Source organism: Microbispora sp. ZYX-F-249, from assembly GCF_039649665.1.
Classification (GTDB): Bacteria; Actinomycetota; Actinomycetes; order Streptosporangiales; family Streptosporangiaceae; genus Microbispora; species Microbispora maris.
Window position 1 is genome coordinate 348940 of record NZ_JBDJAW010000002.1, and the last position, 21297, is coordinate 370236.

Consider the following 21297-nt stretch of genomic DNA (forward strand, 5'->3'; position numbering starts at 1 on the left):
CGGGGCGGTTCCGGTCCGGTCCACGATCTGCTCCACGGCACGACGCGGCCTCGGCCGGGCGGAGGTGAAGGCATGTCAGGCATCCCCGGGAACGGGCCGGGCCTCGGGCCCGCCCATCCCCTCTCCCTGGTGACAGCTCCGGCGATGTCGCCGGAGCAGCACGGCCTCCCTCCCGCCGAGGAGCACGCCGGGCCCGGCGACGCGGGAATCTTTGCGCCCGGAGCGCCGGAGGACGCGCCGCACGTCGTCCACCGGCCCGCCCGTCCCCAGGACCGGGGGTCGCCCGAGGAGGCCGGGCGGGAGCCTGCCGTCGACGCCGAGTGGCTCTCCCGGGCCCTGGCCGGCGCGCTGCGGCAGCTGAAGGCCCACCGCGTCCGCCTCGATCACCTGCTGGAGACGCAGCGCCGGTTCGCCTCCGACGCCTCGCACGAACTGCTCACACCGATCGCCGCACTGCGGCTGCAGTTGGAGGAGGCCCGGCTGCATCCCGACAAGACGGTGCTGCAGGAGCTCCTCACCGACTCGCTGGAGGATCTCGACCGCCTCCAGGCGATCGTCGCCGATCTGCTTCTCCTCGCGAGGATCGGGAGCGGTCCGCCGGACGCGCCGGTCGGGACGGACCTCGCCGAGGCGGTCCTGGCCGAGGTCGCCGGCCGCCGCCCCTGGCCCTGCATCACCACACGGCTCGCCGCGAGCCTGCCGGTCGGCGCGGCCGACCACGAGGTCCGCCGCCTGGTCCGCAACCTCCTGGACAACGCGCAGTGCCACGCCGCCGGCCTGGTGCTCGTGGAGGCGCACCGGGACGGCGAGTTCGCCGAGCTGAGCGTCGACGACGACGGCGAGGGCGTCGCGCCCGCCGACCGCGAGCGGGTCTTCGGGTGGTTCACCAGGGCGGACGGCGCCCGCAGCCGCGTCCACGGGGGTACCGGACTCGGCCTCGCGATCGTGCACGACATCGCCGAGTCGTACGGCGGAAGCGTCGGGGTCACCGACTCGGCGGTGGGCGGGGCACGGTTCCTCCTCCGCCTTCCCCTCGCCGAGCAGGCGCTGATCGCCTGACGCGGGCGGCCGGGCCGGAAATCAGGGTCAGGCCGCCTCGGCCCGGGCCGGAACGGGGATCACGGCCGTCAGCCTCGTGCCGCCGCCGACGGGGCTGTCGATCTCCATCCTGCCGCCGAGCGCTTCGACACGGTCCCGCAGGCCGATGAGGCCCGACCCTCGCCCGGAGTCGGCGCCGCCCACACCGTCGTCGCGCACCGATATCCGCAGGCCTCCGTCGTCGGTCTCGGCCTCGACCCGCACCACGCCGGCCCCGGCGTGCTTGGCGACATTGGTCAGCGCTTCGGACACCACGTAGTAGGCCGCGACCTCGACGCGCTCGGGCAGGCGCCGGTCGGTCCGTATCCGCAGCTCCACCGGCACGGCGGAGCGGCGGGCCAGCATCTTCAGGGCGGGTCCCAGACCCCCCTTGGACAGGATGGCGGGGTGGATGCCGCGGGACAGTTCCCGCAGGTCGTCGAGGACGAGGTTGAGGTCGTCGGCCGTGCGGGACAGCCGCCACCGCACGTCCGTGAGTTCCGGCGGCACGGCGGCCCGCGCGCTGCGCAGCTCCAGCGCGAGCGAGACGAGACGCTGCTGGACGCCGTCGTGCAGATCGCGTTCGATGCGGTGCCTGACCTCGTCGGAGGCCACGACGACGCGGGCCCGGGAGGCGGCGAGATCGTCGCGGGCCTGGGCGTTGGAGATCGCCGTCCCGAGCAGCTCGGTGAAGTTCGTCATGCGCCTCTCGACGCCGGAGACGGCGGCGAAGCCCGTACGGAAGAGCGCGACCATGACGCCCCACAGACGGCCCTCGACGGTGATCGGCGCGCCCAGGGCGCAGGAGATTCCCGGGTCCGGGGCCCACGCCGCGAGCCCCGGAGGCCTCCCTTGACCGGCCTCCAGACGGCACGGCCGCCCGGTCCGGAGCACCAGGTCGGAGATGCTGCCCGCGCGCATCGGCCGGGCCGCGTCCCTGTCCGGCCTCGGGTCCGAGCGGCGTCCGCTCCAGGCGCTGACCAGGATCATCGTGCCGTCGGGCGAATACCGCTCGATGAGCGCGTAGTCCGCGTTCAGCACGCGGCCCATCTCCGCGGTCACGGCGTCGAAGACCTCGACCGACGAGAGCCCGTAAGCGACGAGTGTCGCAACGCGCCGCAGGGCGGCCTGCTCCGTGACGACCCGGCACAGCTCGTCGCGGCTCGCCTCCAGCGCCCGCCCGACTCTCTCGCGCTCCGCCGCGGCGAGCAGCAGCGCCTCCAGGGAGGGCACGACGCGACGCCTGAGACGGCGGGTCATGGCCTCGTCGAGCCCGGCCGGCACGACGAGGGTGCCGAGCCGCTCACCGTCCTTCCTGAGCGGCAGGGCCGTGTGGTCCCCGTCGCCGGCCACCTCCCCGGCCTCGATCGACAGCCCGGGCAGTCCCAGTCCCTCGGCGAGGCGTCGCGCCGCGGTGGGCAGCGCCGAGCGCAGATGCGCGGTGCCGAGCAGGGCCCGTGCCACGGCGGCGTCGAGATCCGCTTCCCCGAGGCGTTCCTCCGCCTCGAGCACGAGGGATCGCAGCAACGACGCGGCGGCGCTCACCAGCAGCGCGACGACCAGGAAGATCAGGATGGATGGCCAGGACAGGTCGCCGAACGGCGTCACCCTGTGCAGGGGAGGCACGTGGAAGAAGTCGTAGGCGAGACCGCTCGCCAGCGCCGTGGCCACCCCGAGGACCGGCCCCCAGCCGTACGAGACCGCCAGAACGCCGAGCAGGTAGACTACGCCGAGAGAGTTGCCGGGCGCCACGTGTCCCAGCCACAAGGTCAGCAGGGTCTCCGCCACTACGCACAGGGCGCTGACGAGGATGCCCAGCGGCCACGGCGGGCGCCTCGCGGGTAGCAGCGGCGACAGCCGCGTGCGCATACCTCCAGGCTACGCCACGAACGCCACGGACACCCGCGGCCGGACCACGGCCCCTCGGAGGATGCGCGGGACGCCGGCCGCACGGAGCCGGCGGGCTCCGCGTCACACGGGCGGCCCGCGGCATGCCTCACCGGCCCTCGCCCGTGGCCCGCCCCCCACAGGTGAGAGGCGGGGCGCGCGACCGAAGCGAAAGGGCGGCGTTACTGGTGGACGAGGCCCGGATGCGAGTTGTGATCGCCGACGACGACGTCCTGCTGCGCGAAGGACTGGCGAGCCTGCTGCGGCAGGAGGGGTTCGAGGTCGCCGGTCAGGCGGGCGCCGCGGACGAGCTGCTCGCCCTCGTACGCCGGCACCGTCCGGACCTCGCCGTCGTGGACATACGGATGCCTCCCACGTACGACGCCGAGGGCGTCGAGGCGGCGTCGGCGATCCGCGCCGAGTTCCCGGAGACGGGCGTTCTCCTGCTGTCGGCGCACGTGGAGGTGGAGGAGGCGCTGGAGCTCCTCGCCACCGGTCACGGGATCGGCTACCTGCTCAAGCGCAGGGTGACCAGCGTGGCCGACCTCGTCGAGGCGCTCGAGCGGATCGCGCACGGCGGGTCGGTGGTCGATCCCAGCCTGGTCACCGAGCTGTTCTCGGCGCGTCACCGGCAGGACCCGCTGGAGCTGCTCACCGAACGCGAGCGGGAAGTGCTCGCGCTGATGGCCGAGGGCCGGTCGAACGCCGGGATCGCGCACAAGCTCTGGATCACCGAGGGCACGGTCGAAAAGCACGTGCGCAGCATCATGTCCAGGCTTCGGCTGCCCGAGTCGGAGGACGACCACCGTCGCGTGCTCGCGGTCCTGGCCTATCTCGACGCCCGCTGAGCCGGCGCACGCACCCCTTCACGCGAAGCCGGCGCAGGGCGCTCAGCGCGCGCCTCCGGCCACGATCTCGGCGATCGCCCTGCCCGAGAGCGCCGGCTTCGGCAGGAAGGCCGCCGCCGGGCTCGCCGCGATCATCTCGGCGAAGTCGCTCTCCTCGTAGGCCGAGATCAGGATCACGTGCGGCGGATCGGTCACGCGCACCACCAGCCGGGCCAGGTCGAATCCGCTCTCCACGCCGAGATCGATGTCGACGAGCACCACGTCGGGCCGCGACTCCTCCAGGCGGCGCAACGCCTCCGCGCTCCCCGAGGCCGTGCCGACGACCGCGAGCCCGTCCGCCTCCAGCAACAGCCGCGCCGCTTCCTTGAAGTGATCGCTGTCGTCGACGATGAGGCATCTCAGGGGCACGGACCCAGCATCGCAACCGCGGGCCGGTCCGTCATTGCAGCTAGCGGGCATGTGCGGGGCGTGTAACCCGCCGGATGGGATGGCGGCTGCCCGCGCAGACGCGGGCCCTCGCGCCCGGGATCCTGGAAGAGCAGGTGGGCGTGGAGCCCGCCCGGGGAGGGAGAGGAGACGAGATGCCCGGCAGTCTCCGCCAGGATCGACCGGCAGGAGGGCGCGTCGGCGCCCTGGACCTCGCTCCGGCCTGGGAGACCGTCTCCGGCACCGCCACGAGCCCTCGGGCCCCGACTGACACGGGCCTGACGGACACGGGTCCGCGGCAGGCTGCCGGCACCTCCTCCACCCTGATGACCGACGACGGCCAGGAACTGCACGTCCTCGTGGACGGCTCCGCCGGCACAGGCCTCACTCTGGTGTTCTGCCACGGCCTGTCCCTCAGCCTCGACTGCTGGGAGAACCAGCGGAGGGCCTTCGCGGGCCGGGCCGGGGTCGTCCTGTACGACCAGCGCGGGCACGGCCGCTCGGGCCGCTGCCTCCCCGGGACCGCCACCATGCGCAGGCTCGGCGAGGACCTGCGGCTGGTCCTGGAGGAGGTCGTCCCCCCGGGCCGGGTGATCCTGGTCGGGCACTCGATGGGCGGCATGGCGATCATGGCGCTGGCCCGGCGGCATCCGGAGCTGTTCGGCCGCCGGATCGCCGGGGTGGCGCTGCTGTCGACCGCGGCGGGCGGCCTCGCCGGGCTCACGTTCGGGCTGCCGGCGTACGGCGCGAGCCTCCTGCGGCCCTTCGTTCCCACGGCGCTCCGGCTGCTGTGCGCGGGCGGTTCCGGCGGTCTGTGGGGAGGCCTGTGGAGAAGTCTGTGCGGCGTCTGCGGTCTCCACCGGGGCGCGACCGCCGGCCGCGGGCATCACACCTTCGACGCTCTCCTGCGCGCGCTGGTGCTGCACTACTCCTTCGCGTCGGCGGTTCCCACCGAGGTGCGCGGCGCCGCGGCCCGGATCATCCGCTCCGCCTCGGTCGGGGTGGTGCGGGACTTCTACCCCGCCCTGATGGCCCACGACGAGTTCGCGGCGCTCGCCGTCCTGCGCGCGGTGCCCACGCTGATCATGGTCGGCGAGGGCGATCTGGTCACCCCCGCCCCGCACAGCGCGGCGATCGCGGCGGCGCTGCCGTCGGCCGAGTTCGCCGTCCTCCCCGGCACCGGACACGCCGTGATGCTCGAACGCCCGCTCAGCGTGAACACCGCACTCGGCCGCCTGATGCGCCGGGTGCCGCGCGAGGGCGCCCGGCCGGAACGGTCCGCCCGGGAACCGGCCGCGCGCGACGTGGCCGTCGCCTGCTGACGGTTTCCGTGCCACAAGGATCGAGGTGACCCGCATGTGCCCGCACGACCCGCCGTGCCCGTCGGCGTACGCTCGCGATCACGACGCGGCCCGTCTGGTGGCCTTCCACCCCGAGCAGGGGTGGGGACTGCTCTGCAACGGCGTCGTGGTGTTCGAGGACACCGGCGAACTGCTGCCGGACGGCCGGAGTCTCCCCGCGCACCGGGGCTGCTTCGCGCAGGCCGCGTGAACCAAGTGGCCGCGTGAACCGAGTGAAGCCGGGGCGCGACTAATCCCAGTGCGGGGGGCGTTCCTCGAGCAGGCGGGAGACGTTGGAGTCGGAGCGCCATTCGCCCCACCCCAGGTCGGTGTCGTCGCTCGTCTGGTCAGGCAGCACCGGCAGCCCCTCGTCGAAGAGGTCCACCGGACGCATGTCATCCGGATGCTGCGCACTCACGCGCCCAATGTTACTGGCATCGCCGCGCGTGGTGGAGCCGATGCGGCCACCGGAGGCGGCACGCCGGGGCTCCTTCCCCGGAGGGGGGATTCGCCGTCTCGCCGCCGGGCAAAGGTCACGCCCGTACCACCAGACAGCCAACCGCCCCCAAAGGTACGATGCGGGAGCAGGGAGCACGCCGGACGAACCCCCCGTGAGGCGGCATGGCAACGCCAGCAGGATGGCGGCAAGAGGGCAACCTGCCCGTGGAGCTGACCAGCTTCGTCGGGCGGACGCGACTGCTCGCGTCGCTCAGGCAGAAACTGCAGGATCACCGGCTGGTCACCGTCACGGGCATCGGCGGGGTCGGCAAGTCCCGCACGGCGCTGCGTCTCGCGCACCAGGTACGGCGGCAGTTCCGGGACGGCGTCTGGTACGTCGACCTGGCCCGGCTGCAGGACCCGGCGATGGTCTACCACACGATCACCGCCGCGCTCGGCATCGCCGACCAGTCGCCGCGTGCGGGCTCCGACACCCTCACCGAGTGGCTCGCCGACCGGGAGCTCCTGCTCATCCTGGACACCTGCGAGCACCTGGTCGACGCGTGCGCCCAGCTCACGCAGGACCTGCTCAAGACGGCGCCGCACCTGCGCATCCTCGCGACGAGCCGGCGGTCGCTGAACGCGCCGGGCGAGTACACGGCCGCCGTGCCACCGCTGTCGGTGCCCGGCGACAACCCCTCGGAGAGCCCGTTCACCAACGAGGCCGTCGAGCTGTTCGGCACGCGGGCCTCCGCCGTCGTGCCCGACTTCGTGGTGGACGAGGACAACATCACGGCCGTCGCCGAGCTGTGCCGCCGCCTCGACGGGATCCCCCTGGCCATCGAGCTGGCCGCCGTACGCCTGCGCACACTGTCGGTCGAGCAGATCCTCGCCCTGCTCGCCGACCGGTTCAGCCTGCTCGCCGGGGCCAGCCGTACGGCGCTGCCGCGGCACCAGACGCTCCGCGCGGCGATCGGCTGGAGCCACGAGCTGTGCGAGCCGGCCGAGCGGCTGCTGTGGGCGCGGCTGTCGGTGTTCGCCGGCGACTTCGAGCTGGACGGGGCCCGGCATGTCTGCGCCGGCGACGCCCTGCCCGCCGAGCGGATCCTCGACGTGATCGGCGGCCTGGTCGACAAGTCGGTCCTGCTGAGCTTCCCCACTCCGGCGGGCCAGCGCTACCGGCTGATCGACACGCTGCGGCAGTACGGCGGCGAGTGGCTGGACAAGCTCGGCGAGACGCAGGACCTGCGGCGCCGCCACCGCGACTACTACCTCCAGCTCGCCGAGCGCAGCGAGCACTCGTGGTCGGGCCCGCGCCAGGTCCACTGGTACACGCGGATGCGCCAGGAGCACGACAACATCCGTGTCGCGCTCGACTACTGCCTGTCGACCCCCGGCGAGGAGCGCGTCGGCCTGGAACTGCTGTCGGCCCTGTGGTTCCTGTGGGTCGCCTGCGGATTCGCCCGCGAGGGCGTGGTCTACCTGGACCGCGCGCTCAAGGCCAGCCCCTCGCCGAGCAAGGAGCGCTGCAAGGTCCTGTGGGTGCTGGCCTACATCCGCAGCGCCCAGGGCGACATGGCGGGCGCGCTCGCCGCGGCCGAGCAGTGCAGCACCGACGCGGTACGCGTGGGCGACTCGGGCGCGGTGCTGCTCGCGACGAAGATGCAGGGCACCGCGGCCATGCTGCAGGGCGACGCGAAGAAGGCCACCGCGCTGCTCGGCGTCGCGATCGAGTTCCACCGCGGCGGCCGTGAGCTGAATCCGGGCCTGCTGCCGGCGATCGTCGAGCTGTCCATGGTGTTGTTCGCGCAGGGCGAGTTCGAGGAGGCGGAGACGCTGCTGGCCGACTGCCTGCAGGTCTGCCAGGAGCGCGGCGAGCTGTGGCTGCGGTCCTACGCCTGGTACGTCTCCTCCCTCGTCCACCGTGCGACCGGCAGACGCGACGAGGCCCTGGTGGCGTGCAAGGAGGCGCTGCGCATCAAGCGGCACTTCCACGACGTGCTCGGGATCGTCCTGTGCGTGGACAACCTCGCCACGCTGAACCTCGAGGCCGGTGAGCCGGAACGGACGGCGACCCTCCTCGGGGCGGCCCAGGCCAACTGGCGGACCTTCGGGCTGCCGCAGTTCGGGTCGCCGTTCTTCACGACCGAGCACGAGCAGTGCGTCAAGGAGTGCAAGAAGCTGATCGGCGACGCCGCCTACGAGGAGGCGTACACCGTCGGGGCCCGGTTCAGCCTGGGCGACCTCGTCGAGTACGCGCTGGACGACCTCGACGACTTCCACCTGGACTGACCTGGCCCCGGATCAACCGGCGGGGATCCCGGCGGAGATCCCGGCAGTAGAGATCACTGCCACGCGCCGACGTACCGTGAGCTGGTCAGCGAGTAGTCCACGCTGCCGCTGATCCAGTACTTCAGGCCGTGCACGTACGCGTCGACCGCGGGCGAGCCGAGCGCCTCGGTCGCCGGGGTGAGCGCCGCCATCGCGGCCACGGCCTCGTCGCGCATCGCGCCGATCCGGTCCATCGCCTCCTGGACGGTGCAGCCGGTGTGCCCGACGAGCACGCTGACGAGGTTGTTGCGGATGTTCGCCTCACTCCGCTCCTTGGCGTACGAGATGAGGTCGTTGTCCCAGACGACCACGTCGTTGGCGTGCTCGGTGATCTCGTGGACGACCGGGTGGCGCCACTCGTCCGGCGTGAGGCGGACCTCGGCGGCCACGTCGATCAGGGCGAAGACGGTCAGCATCGCACCGGTCCTGCGGCGCATGAAGATGTAGTCGTCGATCGTGGGGACGACGTCGTCCTCCCGGTTGGCGGCCTCCCACACCTGCGCGAACAGGTAGTCCTTGGTCATCGCGCACCAGCGGTCGAGCTGGTCTGCGGTGCCGTGGGCGGCGATCCTGGTCCTGATGTCGAGCAGCGCCCGGGCGAAGACGTTGTCGACCGGTTCCGCGTGCTCCTCGACGACGCTGTAGAGCTGGGGCAGGGCCCGGGCGATCTCGGCCGCCCGCCGGTCCGACTCGCAGTAGGCGTCGTCGAACGCGAACAGCCACACGCACCAGTCGGTGACGAGCTGGCACAGCTCCCGGGAGGCGTACGGGTAGGTCCGGGCGCCGAGCCATCCGTAGTGGGCAAGCCGGAAACGCTCGAGCTGGTCGTCATCGGCGATCATGCCGGAGGCGGCCAGCCAGGCCAGCGTGTCCCGGTTCACCTCGTCGACGTGCGGGTTCACCGCACTCGGGAAGGGGCAGGTGAGGGAGGGAAGGCGGAGGGGGCGCCCGTTGAGGGAATCCGCTTTCGCAGTAGCCATCCGACAAGCATGGTCCTACCGGTTGGAGGACGCCAGACCTCCCCCAATTACGGACACACCAGTCAGCCGGGTCGACTCGGCCGGTTCAGCCCTCCAGGAGCGTGACGATCTCCGCGTCCCCGAACATGCGCGCGGCGTCGACGGCCGACGGCGTCCCGGCGTAGCGGTCGGCTCCCAGCTCCAGCAACGCCCGCACCACCTCGGGCTCCTTCTTGAACACCGCTCCCGCGAGCGGCGTCTGCCCGCGGTCGTTGGCGAGATCCGGGTCCGCGCCCCGCTCGCCCAGGGCGCGCACCGTGGCGGCGTGCCCGTGGTAGGCCGCGAGCATGAGCAGGGTGTCGCCCTTCTGGTTGCGCAGGTTCACCGGCACGCCCGCGTCGACGTAGGCGCACAGCGCCTCGGTCCGCCCCGACCTCGCGAGGTCGAAAAGCCTGGTGGCGAACTCCTCCAGCTCCGGGTCCGGCTCCGTGTTCCCCATAGTCCAACGGTAAGGTCGCCGCTACCGCCCCCGTCGAGCACGGTGTGCACCACGGAATCGACCGGGGGTCCCGTAGGTTCAGTAGGTAAAGACTTCGTGAGAAAGGCTGGGACACGTGTCCGACCCCACGGATCTCTATCGACTCGACGGGGATCTGCCCGAGCTGACCGATCCGGTGCTGCTCTACCACTTCGAGGGGTTCGTCGACGCCGGCGCCGCCGGGCGGCTGGCCCTGGGGCACCTCCTCGCCGAACTGGAGCACCGGGTCATCGCGACCTTCGACGTGGACCGGCTGATCGACTACCGGTCACGCCGCCCGCCGATGACCTTCGACACCGATCACTGGAGTGACTACGACACTCCCGAGCTGGCCGTCTACCTGACCAAGGACGTCACCGGCACGCCGTTCCTCATCATGAGCGGCCCGGAGCCCGACCGGGAGTGGGAGCTGTTCACCGAGGCCGTCGGCATGCTGGTGACCCGGCTCAACGCCGGCAGGCTGGTGACCGTGCACGGGATTCCGATGGGCGTCCCGCACACCAGGCCGCTCGGCCTGACGGCGCACGCCACGCGTCCCGACCTCGTCCACGGGCAGACCAGCCCCTTCGGCAAGGTCCGCGTGCCGGGGAGCCTCGCCGCGCTCATCGAGTTCCGGCTCGGGGCCAAGGGCCACGACGCGCTCGGCTACGCGATCCACGTGCCCCACTACCTCGCCCAGGCGGAGTATCCGCAGGCCTCGGTGACGGCGCTGGAGGCCGTCACCCGGGGCACCGGGCTGGTGTTCCCCATGGACACTCTCAGGGACGCGGCCGACAAGACCAACACCGAGATCGAGGAGCAGATCGCGGCGTCGGAGGAGCTGGCCGGCGCGATCCGCGGCCTGGAGCAGCAGTACGACGCGTTCCAGTCGGGCGCCGAGCGGGAGAGCCTGCTGGCCGAGGAGGCGCAGATGCCCACAGGTGACGAGCTCGCCGCCCAGTTCGAGGCGTTCCTCGCCGAGCGGGACGACCGCGACGGCTGAGCGCCGGGGAACCGCGACGGCGGCACCCTTCCCGGTCGACGCCCGAGTGCCGATCGACGCCCGCATTCCGTACGAAAAGGACCACCCTCCCTCCATGTCGCTCTCCGACGCCCCCGGCATCCGGGTCGGATTGGCCGGTTTCGGTCCGGCCGGATCCTTCTTCCACGCGCCGTTGATCGCCGCCACGCCGGGACTGCGCCTGACCGCCGTCGTGACCCGCGACCCGGCCAGAGCCGAGCGCGTCCGCGCCTGCCATCCCGGCGTGGACGTCGTCCCGGCCGCGGAGGCGCTGTGGGACCGCTGCGATCTCGTGGTGATCGCGACGCCGAACCGCACCCACGTGCCCCTGGCGGCCGAGGCGCTCAAGGCCGGTCTTCCCGTGGTCGTCGACAAGCCGCTGGCCGGCACCGCCGCCGAGGCCCGCGACCTCGTACGGCTCGCGCGCGACCGCGGGCTGATGCTGACGGTCTTCCAGAACAGGCGCTGGGACGGCGACTTCCTGACGCTGCGCCGGCTGCTGCCCGAGCTGGGCGAGGTCCACCGGTTCGAGTCGCGCTTCGAGCGGTGGCGGCCGGTGCCCAAGGGCGGCTGGCGCGAGTCGGGCGGCCCCGAGGAGATCGGCGGCACTCTCTACGACCTCGGCAGCCACCTGGTGGACCAGGCGCTGCGGCTGTTCGGGCCGGTCTCCCACGTGTACGCGGAGACCGACGTCAGGCGGGCCGGGGTGCGCAACGACGACGACGCGTTCGTCGCGCTGACCCACCGGAACGGAACCCGGTCCCACCTGTGGATGAGCGCGGTCGCCGCGAACCTCGGCCCGAGGTTCCGGGTGCTCGGCTCCCGCGCGTCGTACGTCAAGTGGGGGCTGGACCCGCAGGAGGACCGTCTGCGCGCGGGTGAGCGCCCGGGCGCCACCGGATGGGGTGTGGAGGAAACCGAGCGCTGGGGCACGCTCGGGGCCGGCGGCGACGTCCGCCCGGTCCCCACGGAGCCGGGGGCGTACCAGCGGTTCTACGAGGGCGTCGTGGCCTGCCTGCGGGACGGCGCGGCGCCCCCGGTCGAGCCGGACGACGCCGCCGGGACCATCGCCGTCCTCGAGGCCGCCGTCCTGTCGGCCACTCGCGGCCGGGTGGTGGCCCTCCCCGAGCACGAGGGGTAGCCACCGAGGTGTCCGGGGCCGCCGGCCGCTGTCACCGCGGAGCCCCCGTCCCGGCGGTGGCGAGCCTGCGGGCGACGTCGATCACGGTCGCGCGGCGGCGGGCCAGGGCGGCCTCGTCGGTCTGCTCGTCAAGTACGAGGCGGCACATCCCGGGCACCGCGAAATTCCAGGCGATCAGTCCCATGATGGTGAACAGCAGGTCCTGAGCGGCGCGGACCCGTGCGTCCTCGGGCAGGTGTCCGGCCACGCCTCCGTCCACGAGCTGCCGGACCTTGTCGCGGAAACCGTCGCGCCACTCCCCCTCGCCGTCGCCGGGCGCGTCACCCGCCTCCAGCGCCTGCCACAGCAGCAGCCTGATCAGCTCCGGGTGCTCCCGGTACCAGTCGAAGATCTGCCCGACCGACTCGGCCACCGCGTCGGCGTCGATGAGGACGGAGACGCGGACCTCCTCCAGCTTCGCCCGCAGGACGGCGGCGAACAGTTTCTCCTTGCTGCCGTAGTACAGGTAGATGGCCTGCTTGTTGGCCCTGGCGGCCGTCGCGATGCGGTCGACCCTGGCCCCCGCCAGTCCGTGCTCGGCGAACTCGGCGGCGGCGGCGTCGAAGATCCGTCTCCTGGTGTCCTCCGCGTCATAGGCCATGCACGAATTAAACCATCCGGTTGACTCCCCTCCTCGCGGGTGACAAGCTCGGGGCAGCAGTAAAACAACCAGATGGTTTATTTACCCGGGAGATCCACATGAGCACAAGCGCACCCATCCCCGTTCGTCCGCCGCTGCCGAGCGCCCTGTCCGGCACGACCGCCGTCCTCGTCGGCGGAAGCTCGGGCATCGGGCTGGCGGCCGGCGTCCTGCTGCGTTCGGTCGGCGCCCGCGTCGTGCTGGTCGGCCGCGACCCCGACCGGCTGAAGGCCGCCGTCTCCCGGGTGCGCGGCGCGGGCCCGGCCGAGGATCCCGACGATGCCGTGCTGGGCGTCGCCGGCGACGGCGGAGACGAGCGGACTCTCGCCGAGGCCTTCGACCGGGCGGGTCGCATCGACCACGTGTACGTCACCGCCGGCGGCATCGGCGGCGCCGGCCCCCTGACCGGGCTGTCGGCCGACGACATCCGCACGACCCTCGGCTCCGGCCCCCTCCGGACGGCCTTCGCCGTCGCCCGCGCCGCGGCGACCCGGCTTCCCGCGGGAGGCTCGCTCACGCTCAGCTCGGGGATCCTCGTCGTCCGCCCTTATCCCGGGATGACCGTCCCGCTGTCGCTCGCCGGCGCCGTGGAGACCCTCACCAAGGCCCTCGCCGTCGAGCTCGCCCCCGCACGCCTACGCGTGAACACCATCCGCTACGGCCGGATCGACACCCCGCTCCTGCGCTCGCTGCCGGGGCTGGACTCCGACGACGGGGTGGCCGCCGCTGGGGCGGCCGCTCCCCTCGGCCGATTCGGCGCCGCCGAGGAGGCCGCCGCCGCGGCCCTGTTCCTCATGGCCGACAACTACGTCACCGGCCAGGTCATCACGGTCGACGGCGGGGAGACCCTCGCCTGACCCGGGCCCGTCCACGCCCGTCCACGCCCGTCCACGTGATCGCCGATGTCATCGCCGATGTCAGTCGCGGAGGCGGCCGCGCAGGGCCTCGGTGTCGGCGTCGGTCCAGCCGTGGGTGTGCAGCCAGCCGAGGGCGCCGCCGAACCGGGCGTCCAGCGTCGTCAGGAACTGGTCCATGTACTCGGGCCGCGGCAGGTGGCTGTCGGCCGGCTTCGCGTCGAGGTCCGCGCGGTAGGTGCGGCTGGCGCGCAGCCGGGCGAGGATGCCTTCCAGGCGTTCGCCGGTGGCGACGTAGTCCTCGATGATCGCCTCACGCGTGACGCCCGCCACGGCGAGCGCCAGGGCGCAGACCACTCCGGTACGGTCCTTGCCCGCCGCGCAGTGCACCACGGCCATGCCGTCGTCACGGGCGAGCACCCGCAGGGCGGACACGACGGAGTCGGGCCGGTCGCGCAGGTATCCGTAGTAGTAGCCGGTCACGCGGAGCTCGGCCAGGTCCTTCTCGTCGCGCTCCCCCTGCCAGGGCAGCGCCCTGTCGTCGACGGTGTCGGCCTCGACGTCGGTGAGGCGCCCACCCTCCGCGAACAGGCTGTGGTGGTGGATGCCGACCTCCGGCAGGAGGGTCAGCGGGCCGGGCCCCTCCAGGCGTACCTCGGTCTCCGACCGCAGGTCGACCACGTGCCGCAGCTTGAGGTCGCCCACGAGCAGCGCGACGTCATCCTCGGTCAGGCCCTGCAGGTTGTCGGACCGCAGGATCCGGCCGGACACCGTGGTCCCGCCGTCCTCGGTCGGCAGACCCCCGAGGTCGCGTACGTTCGCCGCGCCTCGCAGAACGATCCAACGCTCGTATGCATTCACCGTGCCGAGCCTATCCGTCCCTCTATGACGGAAAGATGAGTGCAGAGTGAAGCTATGCACCCGCTGCCGTATCGATGCCGTCGCTCCTACCGCTGACCGGCGGGTGCCGCGACCCGCAGGACGGCCGTCCACCGGCCCGGGTTTCCCGCGCGAAAATGCGGTCGCTCCTACCCCTGACGGTCAAGTTCACACCCAGTGGACGGCAAAGAGCCGTAATGTATGGCGTCGCGGGCGCTTCTCGATCATCGGATCCGGTGCGACGATCGGGAGCGCCGCCGCCACGGATTCCGCATCAGGCAGCGACACCCCACATGGAGGACCCGGATGGCACGGCCGGCTCACCGGTTGACCATGGCCGCTCTCGCCCTCGCCGTCAGCGGCACGACCATGGCGCTCGCCACGGCGCCCGTCCAGGCGGAGTCCCCCACGTCCGCGACCGCCCTGCGGCACCCGGCGTCCCCCGCCGCGCCGAAGCCCGTGGCGGCCGGGCACCGGACGGCCGCGCCGCGGCCGGACGGCGAGGCGCCCGTACGGCGGCGCCTGGTCGGCGCGTGGACCACCTCGACCGACCGCCTAGCGGCGGCGCTCGGCGGGCAGACCGTGCGGATGGTCGTGCGTGCCAGCGTCGGCGGCAGCGGGATGCGCGTGCGCCTGTCCAACCTCTTCGGCGCGGCGCCGGTGACGTTCGCGAACGTCCACGTGGGCGTCCAGGCGTACGGCGCGGAGATCCTCACGGGCACCAACCGCCCGGTGACCTTCCGCCGGCGCGCCTCGGTGAAGGTGGCGCCGGGCCAGGCCGTCTGGAGCGACCCGATCCCGGGCCGGATCGCCGGCGGCTCCGCCGTCGTCGTCAGCCTCCACCTCCCCGGCACGGTCAACGGGGTCACCGGGCACGAACGCGCCTACAGCACCACGTATCTGTCCGACCCGGGTGACCACGCGGCCGAGGAGAGCGGCGAGGGCTTCACCTACACGAGCACGCAGTGGTACTTCCTCGACCGCCTCGCGGTGGAGGCGGGCGCGGCCACGATCGGCTCCGTGGTCGCCTTCGGCGACTCGATCACGGACGGCGCGGGCCAGGCCGTCGACGCCAACCGCCGGTGGACCGACTATCTGCGGCAGCGGCTGGCCCACGAGGCTCCTGCGCGGCGGATGGGGGTGCTCAACGCCGGCATCTCCGGGAACCGTCTGCTGCGGCCCAACGTCGGCCCGAGCGGCGTCACCCGGTTCTACCGCGACGCGCTGTCCCAGCCGGGGGTGCGCACGGTGGTGGTCTACGAGGGCATCAACGACATCGCCCGGGGCGACTACACCTCGATCAAGCCGATCGTGTACGGATACAAGCGGCTGATCCGCGAGGCGCACGCCCGCAAGGTCAAGGTGCTGGGCGCCACGCTCACCCCCTTCTACGGCTGGAGCACCTGGACGCCGGAGCGCGAGGAGATCCGGCAGCGGCTGAACGCCTGGATCCGCACGAGCAAGGCGTTCGACGGCGTCCTCGACTTCGACCGGGCCGTGCGCGACCCCGAGTTCCCCGAGCAACTGGCCCTGTCGTTCGACTCGGGTGATCACCTGCACCTGAGCGACGCCGGGCGGCGGGCGCTCGCCGACGCGGTGAACCTGCGCCTCCTGTAGATTTCGGACCGGCCGCGGGATCGCTACGGTGTGACCCATGGTCGCCCCCCTTGAGCCAGACGACCCGCGTACGCTCGGCGGGTTCCGTATCAGCGGACGGCTCGGCGAGGGCGGCCAAGGCGTCGTCTACCTGGGCCACGCGCCCGACGGCGCCCCGGTCGCGGTGAAGGTGCTCAAGACCGGGCTCGATCCCGTCGTCCGGGCCCGGTTGTCACGTGAACTCGACGCCCTGCGCGGCGTCGCGCCCTTCTGCACCGCCCGGGTGATCACGGCGATGGTGGACGGGCGCGAGCCGTACGTCGTGAGCGAGTTCGTCGACGGCCCCTCGCTCCAGCAGCGGGTGAGCGCGTCGGGGCCGCTGCGCGGAGGCGAGCTGGAGCGGCTCGCGGTGGGGACGGCGACCGCGCTGGCGGCGATCCACAGCGCGGGCATCGTGCACCGTGACTTCAAGCCGGGCAACGTGCTGCTGGGGCCGGACGGTCCCCGCGTGGTCGACTTCGGCATCGCCCGCCAGGGCGAGAGCGAGACGATCACCGCGGGCCCGGTGGGCACCCCGGCCTACCTGGCGCCCGAGCACATCGCGGGTCATCCGGCCACCCCCGCCTCCGACGTGTTCGCGTGGGGGGCGACGATCGTCTTCGCCGCGACCGGCCGGGCGGCGTTCGGCGCCGACAACGTCGCCGCCGTGCTGCACCGGATCATGACGACCTTCCCGGACCTGACGCCGCTGCCCCCGCCCCTGCGCGCGCTGGTCGGACGCTGCCTGGCCAAGGACCCCGCCGCCCGCCCGGCCGCCCGCGACCTGCTGCTCGAACTGGTCGGCACCGTGCCCGGGCCGCTGCCCGCGGGCGCGAGCGCGCACGGCGTCCCGTCCGTCGCACCCGCACCGCCGCACGGCCCGTCCCGGTCACCGGTGACGGCGCCGCCGGCGGGCCGGGGCGGAGAGGAGACCGTTCCCGGAGGCGGCCGCGGGAGATCCCGCGCCCGTGTCCTCGCCGGGGCCGGCGCGGTCGTGGCGGCCCTCGGGGTGACCGCGGCGCTGCTGGTCCCGCGCCTGGCCGCGCTGTCGGCCGGCCCGTCCCCCGCGCCCACGGCGAGCGCCCCCGCGCGGAGCACGGACGCGGCGGGCCCTGCGCCGACCGGTGCCGCGGCCACGGACACCCCGTCCGGCGACGCGGACGGGGCCTACCCGCAGACCGCCTCCGCCCCGAAGGCCATCCCGCAGGCGTTCGCGGGCAAGTGGCAGGGTCACATCGCGCCCACCGCCGGCCTCCTCACGAGCGAGTACGACATCGAGATCGAGTTGGAGCGCGGCGAGAGGTCGGGCAGGTGGAAGGAACCGGCGAACTCGTGCGAGGGCACGCTGCGGCTGACCGGGGGCTCCGGCCCCAGGCTCACGTTCCGCCTGGAAGAGGTTCCGGGATGCGTCCCGGGTGACGTCGTGCTGACCCGCGAGGACGGCGCCCTCGCCTACCGCCACACCGACGACCTCGGGCTGATCGCCTACGAGGGAACTCTCACCAGGGACTCCTGAGATCGTCCCGGGCTCAGCGCCTCCCGGGCGCCCTCGCGGCCCCGGCCGCGAGGGGGATCGCCAGCAGTCCGAGCAGGACAAGCTGGGTCTGGCGCTGGTCGAGAGAGTCCTGGCATGGGAGGGGCAGGTCGCCGTACCAGGGGGTGAACGCGGCAACGGGCGGGCCGCACCGCCACTCGGGTGGCGACAACGGCCACAGCGCCAGCGCCAGGATCACGCCGAGGAGCGCGACCAGCGCCCCCTCGGCCTCGGACGTCACGCTTGCGGGATGCCGCAGGCGGCGCCACCGGCCGTATGCCCAGAAGTAGGCGGCGAGCGCCACGGCGGTGAAGACCCTGGCGGCCCGATCGTAATTGACGCGACCGGGCGCGCAGTCATAGCACTCGGCGGGTTCGACGAACATGAACAGCAGCACCGCCACCGCCAGGCATATCAGGGCGAGCCACCACGCCGGATGCCAGGCGAACTCCCATGGGCCGACACGCGCGCGGCCCGTCTCCGATTCGCGGTTCATGGCACCGAGGGTTGCGCCCCGCACTTGTGAGCCGGTTGGAGGGCGCGAGGACGAGAGCCCGTACTCCCCCGGACGGGACCGGTGTGATCGCCCCGGCGCCGGGTAGTGCGAGCGCGTCCACGCACAGGAGGAACCCATGGCAACCGACGTCATCAGCCTGATCAAGGAAGATCACCGCGACGTGGAGTCGCTGTTCGAGCGGCTCCAGAAGATGCCGGAGAACCGGCCGGCCCTGCTCGCGGAGCTGGCGGCGAAGTTCGTCGCGCACAGCGAGGGCGAGGAGGACGAGGTCTACCCCGTGCTCGCCAGGCGGCGGCCGGAGGAGAAGGAGGAGGTCCACCACGGCGCGGAGGAACACCACGAGGCCGAGGAGATGCTCTCCCGGCTCCTGGAGGCCGACCCGGACGGCCCCGAGTTCGACACGCTTCTGCAGGAGCTCATCGGGGCGGTGACGCACCACGTCGAGGAGGAGGAGAACGACATCCTCCCGGTCCTGGAGAAGGCCGTCCCCTTCGAGGAGCGGGTCCGGCTCGGCAAGGCCTTCAGCAAGCGGAAGGCCGAGGTGCTCGCCGCCCCGCTCAAGCTGCGCTCGCGGACCAAGGACGAACTGCTGCACCAGGCCAAGGAGCTGGGCATCGAGGGCGCGTCCGGGATGACCAAGGACGAGCTCGTCACCGCCGTCAAGCAGAAGAAGCAGCAGGGCTGAGACGTCCCCCGTCGCGGCGCCGGGCGTCTCACAGGCAGGCGTACAGCGCCGCGACCATGGGCTCCCACCTCGGGTCGGGCCCCGCCGCGCTGACGACGAGGCGGCTCGGCGTGTAGGCGAGGGCCACCCCCGCGTCCGGGTCGGCGAAGGCGAGCGCCCCGCCCGAGCCGCTGTGCCCGAAGGCGCGCGGGTTCGGCGCGAACGGCCGGATCTCGCAGGGGAGCATGTAGCCCAGGGCGAACCTGGTCCCCGCCAGCAGGACCTCGTCGTGTCCCTCGCTGCGGGGCGCGACGGCCCGGCCCAGCACGTCCGGGCCGAACATCTCGCCCGACACGAGCCGGCCGTACAGGGTGGCGAGGGCCCTGGCGGTGGCGTGCCCGTTGGACGCGGGGATCTCGGCGGCCCGCCAGCGCGCCGTGTTGGCCAGACCGGGTGTGAACTGCTCGGCGGGATTGCCGAAGGCCATCATCGTGATCGAGCCGGGCTCGGACATGGCCTTCGTCAGCGCCGCCGGCGGGTCGTCCCCGGCCCGCGGCGGGGCGAGGTGGGCGGCCCGGCCCGCCTCCGACGCGGGCAGGCCGATCCACAGGCCGGGGACGCCCAGCTCGTCGCGGACCAGGTCGCGGACCGGCCGCCCGCCCACCCGGCGCAGGACCTCCCCGACGAGCCAGCCGAAAGTCACCGCGTGGTAGCCGTGCCGCTCCCCCGGCGTCCACCACGGGCTCTCGGCCGCCAGCGCGGCGGTCATCGCGTCCCAGTCGAACAGGGAGCCCGGCGGCAGCTCCCGGCGTACGGCGGGCAGCCCGGCCCGGTGCGCGAGCAGGTCGGCGATGGTGGTGGGGGTGGCGAACCCCGGCCAGTAACGGGTTACCGGGGCGTCCAGGTCGAGCAGCCCCCGCTGGACGTACAGGTGCGCGAGCGTCGCCAGCATCCCCTTGGACGCCGAGAAGACGTTGACGACGGTGTCCCGTTCCCAGGGCCGTACGCCGTCGGCGTCGGCCGTGCCCTGCCAGAGGTCCACGACCAGGCGCCCGCCCGCGTACACGGCGAGGGCGGCGCCGCCTCCCGCTCCTCCGTCCGCCTCCCGGAACGCGTCGGCGACGGCCGTGAACGCCGGATCACACCACATGGACACCCTCCAGATTGCTCAACCTCAGTTGCGAAACCTTGGTTGAGTATTGGAGCATCCGAACGTGGTGTCAAGCGATCTGACCCTGCTCTTCACGGCCCTGTCCGCGGCCTGCGACGCCGAGGTGCGCGCCCGGATGGCCGCGGCGGGGCACGACCAGGTGCGCACCGTGCACGGATACGTCTTCCAGCACCTGCTCGCCGGCCCCGTACGCGTTTCCGATTTGGCCGGCCTGCTCGGCATGACCCCGCAGGGCGCCTCCAAGGTGGCGGCGGAGATGGAGCGCATCGGCTACGTGGCGCGCCGGACCGACCCCGGCGACCAGCGGGCACGGATGATCGAGCTGACACCGCGCGGCAGGGCCGCGGTCGAGGCGGGCCGGGCCGCCCGCGAGGCGGTGTCCGCCCGGATGCTCGGCCTCCTGGACGCGCCCGGCGAGTTCCTCGCGTCGCTCAACCGCCTCGGGGAGGAGACCGGCGCCCTGCGCGAGCTCCTCGCCCGCCGGCTGCGCCCCTGAGGAGGAACCGGTCAGTCGCCGTCCTCCGGCATCTCCTCACTCCCGCTGTCGTCCTCGACGCCGATTCCCGTCATCCTGCCCCCCTTCAGCACCACGCCGAGGGCGCGCTGACCGTAGACGAGCCCTTCGACGTCGCCCGACCGGTGGACCTCCCGCAACTCTTCAGGTGGGCCGCCGGTCCCCGTACGCGGGTCAGCCGCCCTCGGGGGCGAGCGTGGACACCAGGCGGACGAGGTCGGCGAGGCCGTCGGCGACGAGATCGGCCCGGGCGGCGTCCGGGCGGGCGGCGTGGAGGTAGCCCCAGGGTCCCCGGCGCAGCAGGGCGGTCCGCATCCCGGCGCGGGCGGCGGGCAGGACGTCGTTGTCGATCCGGTCACCCACGTACAGAATCTGCCCGGGCTCATGGCCGCAGACCGCCGCGACCTTGGCGAAGAACGCCGGCTCGGGCTTCTCCACGCCCCAGCCGGCCGAGGTGTGGATCCCGTCGACCGGCAGGTCCATCGCGACCAGCGCGTCGTACGCCTGCGGCGGCTGGTTGCCCGCGACGACCAGGTCGTACCCGGCCTCCCGCAGGGCCGTGAGGGCGGGCCGCACGTCCGGGTAGAGGTCGTCGGCGTCGAAGTTCTCGCGCAGCCCGTCCGGGTCCTCGCGCCGCCACGCCTCGATCTCGGCGTCGAGGTCGATCCCCGGCCTGATCAGCTCGAACGCCTCCCCGTGCCCGCGGTCGAGCGCGGCCATGCCGCCGAGGACGCCCATGAAGGTCAGGCGCGGCACGCCCAGCCGGTCGGCCCACCGGGACCAGATCCGGGTCTCGTCGATGAGCGTCTCCCCCACGTCGAACACGAGCGCCCGGATCATGAACGTCCTCCCCATCCGTCCCGAT

23 protein-coding genes are annotated in these 21297 nt (G+C 73.1%); 12 read left to right on the forward strand and 11 right to left on the reverse strand.

The annotated features are described in order from the left end of the window. The first annotated feature begins 72 nt into the window (after window positions 1-72). Complete coding sequence (locus AAH991_RS04040; protein ID WP_346224356.1) at window positions 73-1059, forward strand: sensor histidine kinase; 987 nt, start codon at window positions 73-75, stop codon at window positions 1057-1059. Between the two features lie 27 nt (window positions 1060-1086). Here AAH991_RS04040 and AAH991_RS04045 read toward each other — a convergent pair whose 3' ends face one another. Beyond that, window positions 1087-2946 carry a sensor histidine kinase gene (locus AAH991_RS04045; RefSeq protein WP_346224357.1) on the reverse strand — a complete coding sequence of 620 codons (1860 nt, stop codon included), beginning with the start codon at window positions 2944-2946 and terminating at the stop codon, window positions 1087-1089. Window positions 2947-3167: 221 nt separating this feature from the next. On the opposite strand from AAH991_RS04045, the gene AAH991_RS04050 reads away from it, so the two are divergent. Then, the gene (locus AAH991_RS04050; RefSeq protein WP_346224358.1) at window positions 3168-3812 is read left to right on the forward strand and encodes a response regulator transcription factor; all 645 of its coding nucleotides are present in this window, start codon (window positions 3168-3170) and stop codon (window positions 3810-3812) included. A gap of 42 nt (window positions 3813-3854) precedes the next feature. Here the strand turns inward: AAH991_RS04050 and AAH991_RS04055 are convergent, their stop codons facing one another. Then, window positions 3855-4220, reverse strand: coding sequence for a response regulator transcription factor (locus tag AAH991_RS04055; protein ID WP_346224359.1), 366 nt, complete (start codon window positions 4218-4220; stop codon window positions 3855-3857). A gap of 173 nt (window positions 4221-4393) precedes the next feature. Here AAH991_RS04055 and AAH991_RS04060 point away from each other — a divergent pair, with 173 nt between their 5' ends. Beyond that, window positions 4394-5560 carry an alpha/beta fold hydrolase gene (locus tag AAH991_RS04060; RefSeq protein WP_346224360.1) on the forward strand — a complete coding sequence of 389 codons (1167 nt, stop codon included), beginning with the start codon at window positions 4394-4396 and terminating at the stop codon, window positions 5558-5560. Window positions 5561-5594: 34 nt separating this feature from the next. Continuing rightward, the gene (locus AAH991_RS04065; protein WP_346224456.1) at window positions 5595-5789 is read left to right on the forward strand and encodes a DUF5999 family protein; all 195 of its coding nucleotides are present in this window, start codon (window positions 5595-5597) and stop codon (window positions 5787-5789) included. A 39-nt stretch (window positions 5790-5828) separates the two neighbouring features. On the opposite strand, the gene AAH991_RS04070 is transcribed toward AAH991_RS04065, so the two are convergent. Beyond that, entirely contained in the window at window positions 5829-5996 is a 168-nt protein-coding gene (locus AAH991_RS04070) for a hypothetical protein (protein ID WP_169979848.1), read from the reverse strand. Window positions 5997-6199: 203 nt separating this feature from the next. On the opposite strand from AAH991_RS04070, the gene AAH991_RS04075 reads away from it, so the two are divergent. Continuing rightward, window positions 6200-8308 (forward strand): ATP-binding protein, encoded by a 2109-nt coding sequence (locus tag AAH991_RS04075; protein WP_346224361.1) that lies wholly within the window; start codon window positions 6200-6202, stop codon window positions 8306-8308. A 53-nt stretch (window positions 8309-8361) separates the two neighbouring features. On the opposite strand, the gene AAH991_RS04080 is transcribed toward AAH991_RS04075, so the two are convergent. Both AAH991_RS04080 and AAH991_RS04085 read right to left on the reverse strand, forming a co-directional pair. Beyond that, complete coding sequence (locus AAH991_RS04080; protein ID WP_346224362.1) at window positions 8362-9327, reverse strand: 4-epi-cubebol synthase; 966 nt, start codon at window positions 9325-9327, stop codon at window positions 8362-8364. Window positions 9328-9412: 85 nt separating this feature from the next. After that, window positions 9413-9805 carry an ankyrin repeat domain-containing protein gene (locus AAH991_RS04085; protein WP_346224363.1) on the reverse strand — a complete coding sequence of 131 codons (393 nt, stop codon included), beginning with the start codon at window positions 9803-9805 and terminating at the stop codon, window positions 9413-9415. A 115-nt stretch (window positions 9806-9920) separates the two neighbouring features. Between AAH991_RS04085 and AAH991_RS04090 the strand changes: the two genes are divergently transcribed. Together AAH991_RS04090 and AAH991_RS04095 are read left to right on the forward strand one after the other, a co-directional pair. Beyond that, complete coding sequence (locus AAH991_RS04090; protein ID WP_346224364.1) at window positions 9921-10826, forward strand: proteasome assembly chaperone family protein; 906 nt, start codon at window positions 9921-9923, stop codon at window positions 10824-10826. Window positions 10827-10920: 94 nt separating this feature from the next. Beyond that, window positions 10921-11985, forward strand: a complete 1065-nt coding sequence (locus tag AAH991_RS04095) for a Gfo/Idh/MocA family oxidoreductase (RefSeq protein ID WP_346224365.1) — start codon at window positions 10921-10923, stop codon at window positions 11983-11985. A gap of 31 nt (window positions 11986-12016) precedes the next feature. On the opposite strand, the gene AAH991_RS04100 is transcribed toward AAH991_RS04095, so the two are convergent. Next, window positions 12017-12625, reverse strand: a complete 609-nt coding sequence (locus AAH991_RS04100; RefSeq protein WP_346224366.1) for a TetR/AcrR family transcriptional regulator — start codon at window positions 12623-12625, stop codon at window positions 12017-12019. A 98-nt stretch (window positions 12626-12723) separates the two neighbouring features. On the opposite strand from AAH991_RS04100, the gene AAH991_RS04105 reads away from it, so the two are divergent. Next, on the forward strand, window positions 12724-13521 hold the full coding sequence (locus AAH991_RS04105; RefSeq protein WP_346224367.1) for an SDR family oxidoreductase: 798 nt from the start codon (window positions 12724-12726) through the stop codon (window positions 13519-13521). Between the two features lie 60 nt (window positions 13522-13581). Here AAH991_RS04105 and AAH991_RS04110 read toward each other — a convergent pair whose 3' ends face one another. Beyond that, window positions 13582-14379, reverse strand: coding sequence for a tyrosine-protein phosphatase (locus AAH991_RS04110; RefSeq protein ID WP_346224368.1), 798 nt, complete (start codon window positions 14377-14379; stop codon window positions 13582-13584). 324 nt (window positions 14380-14703) lie between these two features. Here AAH991_RS04110 and AAH991_RS04115 point away from each other — a divergent pair, with 324 nt between their 5' ends. Together AAH991_RS04115 and AAH991_RS04120 are read left to right on the forward strand one after the other, a co-directional pair. Continuing rightward, window positions 14704-16014: an SGNH/GDSL hydrolase family protein gene (locus AAH991_RS04115; RefSeq protein ID WP_346224369.1), complete on the forward strand. Its 1311-nt coding sequence runs from the start codon at window positions 14704-14706 to the stop codon at window positions 16012-16014. Window positions 16015-16051: 37 nt separating this feature from the next. After that, window positions 16052-17548 carry a protein kinase domain-containing protein gene (locus AAH991_RS04120; RefSeq protein WP_346224370.1) on the forward strand — a complete coding sequence of 499 codons (1497 nt, stop codon included), beginning with the start codon at window positions 16052-16054 and terminating at the stop codon, window positions 17546-17548. Window positions 17549-17561: 13 nt separating this feature from the next. Here AAH991_RS04120 and AAH991_RS04125 read toward each other — a convergent pair whose 3' ends face one another. Continuing rightward, entirely contained in the window at window positions 17562-18062 is a 501-nt protein-coding gene (locus AAH991_RS04125; RefSeq protein ID WP_346224371.1) for a hypothetical protein, read from the reverse strand. A 136-nt stretch (window positions 18063-18198) separates the two neighbouring features. Here AAH991_RS04125 and AAH991_RS04130 point away from each other — a divergent pair, with 136 nt between their 5' ends. Beyond that, complete coding sequence (locus AAH991_RS04130) at window positions 18199-18768, forward strand: hemerythrin domain-containing protein (protein WP_346224372.1); 570 nt, start codon at window positions 18199-18201, stop codon at window positions 18766-18768. A 28-nt stretch (window positions 18769-18796) separates the two neighbouring features. Here AAH991_RS04130 and AAH991_RS04135 read toward each other — a convergent pair whose 3' ends face one another. Beyond that, a complete protein-coding gene (locus AAH991_RS04135; RefSeq protein WP_346224373.1) occupies window positions 18797-19897 on the reverse strand; it encodes a serine hydrolase domain-containing protein in 1101 nt (366 codons plus the stop codon). A gap of 64 nt (window positions 19898-19961) precedes the next feature. Between AAH991_RS04135 and AAH991_RS04140 the strand changes: the two genes are divergently transcribed. Then, window positions 19962-20414 (forward strand): MarR family winged helix-turn-helix transcriptional regulator, encoded by a 453-nt coding sequence (locus AAH991_RS04140; RefSeq protein WP_346224374.1) that lies wholly within the window; start codon window positions 19962-19964, stop codon window positions 20412-20414. A gap of 11 nt (window positions 20415-20425) precedes the next feature. Here AAH991_RS04140 and AAH991_RS04145 read toward each other — a convergent pair whose 3' ends face one another. Both AAH991_RS04145 and AAH991_RS04150 read right to left on the reverse strand, forming a co-directional pair. Next, window positions 20426-20572 (reverse strand): hypothetical protein, encoded by a 147-nt coding sequence (locus AAH991_RS04145; RefSeq protein ID WP_346224375.1) that lies wholly within the window; start codon window positions 20570-20572, stop codon window positions 20426-20428. Between the two features lie 34 nt (window positions 20573-20606). Continuing rightward, entirely contained in the window at window positions 20607-21272 is a 666-nt protein-coding gene (locus tag AAH991_RS04150; RefSeq protein WP_346224376.1) for an HAD family hydrolase, read from the reverse strand. Window positions 21273-21297 lie beyond the last annotated feature (25 nt).

Coding starts and splice junctions, on each gene's coding strand:
- AAH991_RS04130 (WP_346224372.1), top strand. CDS start 18,199: ATGGCAACCGACGTCATCAGCCTGATCAAGGAAGATCACCGCGACGTG.
- AAH991_RS04060 (WP_346224360.1), top strand. CDS start 4,394: ATGCCCGGCAGTCTCCGCCAGGATCGACCGGCAGGAGGGCGCGTCGGC.
- AAH991_RS04125 (WP_346224371.1), bottom strand. CDS start 18,062: ATGAACCGCGAATCGGAGACGGGCCGCGCGCGTGTCGGCCCATGGGAG.
- AAH991_RS04115 (WP_346224369.1), top strand. CDS start 14,704: ATGGCACGGCCGGCTCACCGGTTGACCATGGCCGCTCTCGCCCTCGCC.
- AAH991_RS04065 (WP_346224456.1), top strand. CDS start 5,595: ATGTGCCCGCACGACCCGCCGTGCCCGTCGGCGTACGCTCGCGATCAC.
- AAH991_RS04105 (WP_346224367.1), top strand. CDS start 12,724: ATGAGCACAAGCGCACCCATCCCCGTTCGTCCGCCGCTGCCGAGCGCC.
- AAH991_RS04095 (WP_346224365.1), top strand. CDS start 10,921: ATGTCGCTCTCCGACGCCCCCGGCATCCGGGTCGGATTGGCCGGTTTC.
- AAH991_RS04135 (WP_346224373.1), bottom strand. CDS start 19,897: ATGTGGTGTGATCCGGCGTTCACGGCCGTCGCCGACGCGTTCCGGGAG.
- AAH991_RS04085 (WP_346224363.1), bottom strand. CDS start 9,805: ATGGGGAACACGGAGCCGGACCCGGAGCTGGAGGAGTTCGCCACCAGG.
- AAH991_RS04050 (WP_346224358.1), top strand. CDS start 3,168: ATGCGAGTTGTGATCGCCGACGACGACGTCCTGCTGCGCGAAGGACTG.
- AAH991_RS04045 (WP_346224357.1), bottom strand. CDS start 2,946: ATGCGCACGCGGCTGTCGCCGCTGCTACCCGCGAGGCGCCCGCCGTGG.
- AAH991_RS04075 (WP_346224361.1), top strand. CDS start 6,200: ATGGCAACGCCAGCAGGATGGCGGCAAGAGGGCAACCTGCCCGTGGAG.
- AAH991_RS04100 (WP_346224366.1), bottom strand. CDS start 12,625: ATGGCCTATGACGCGGAGGACACCAGGAGACGGATCTTCGACGCCGCC.
- AAH991_RS04080 (WP_346224362.1), bottom strand. CDS start 9,327: ATGGCTACTGCGAAAGCGGATTCCCTCAACGGGCGCCCCCTCCGCCTT.
- AAH991_RS04120 (WP_346224370.1), top strand. CDS start 16,052: ATGGTCGCCCCCCTTGAGCCAGACGACCCGCGTACGCTCGGCGGGTTC.
- AAH991_RS04040 (WP_346224356.1), top strand. CDS start 73: ATGTCAGGCATCCCCGGGAACGGGCCGGGCCTCGGGCCCGCCCATCCC.
- AAH991_RS04150 (WP_346224376.1), bottom strand. CDS start 21,272: ATGATCCGGGCGCTCGTGTTCGACGTGGGGGAGACGCTCATCGACGAG.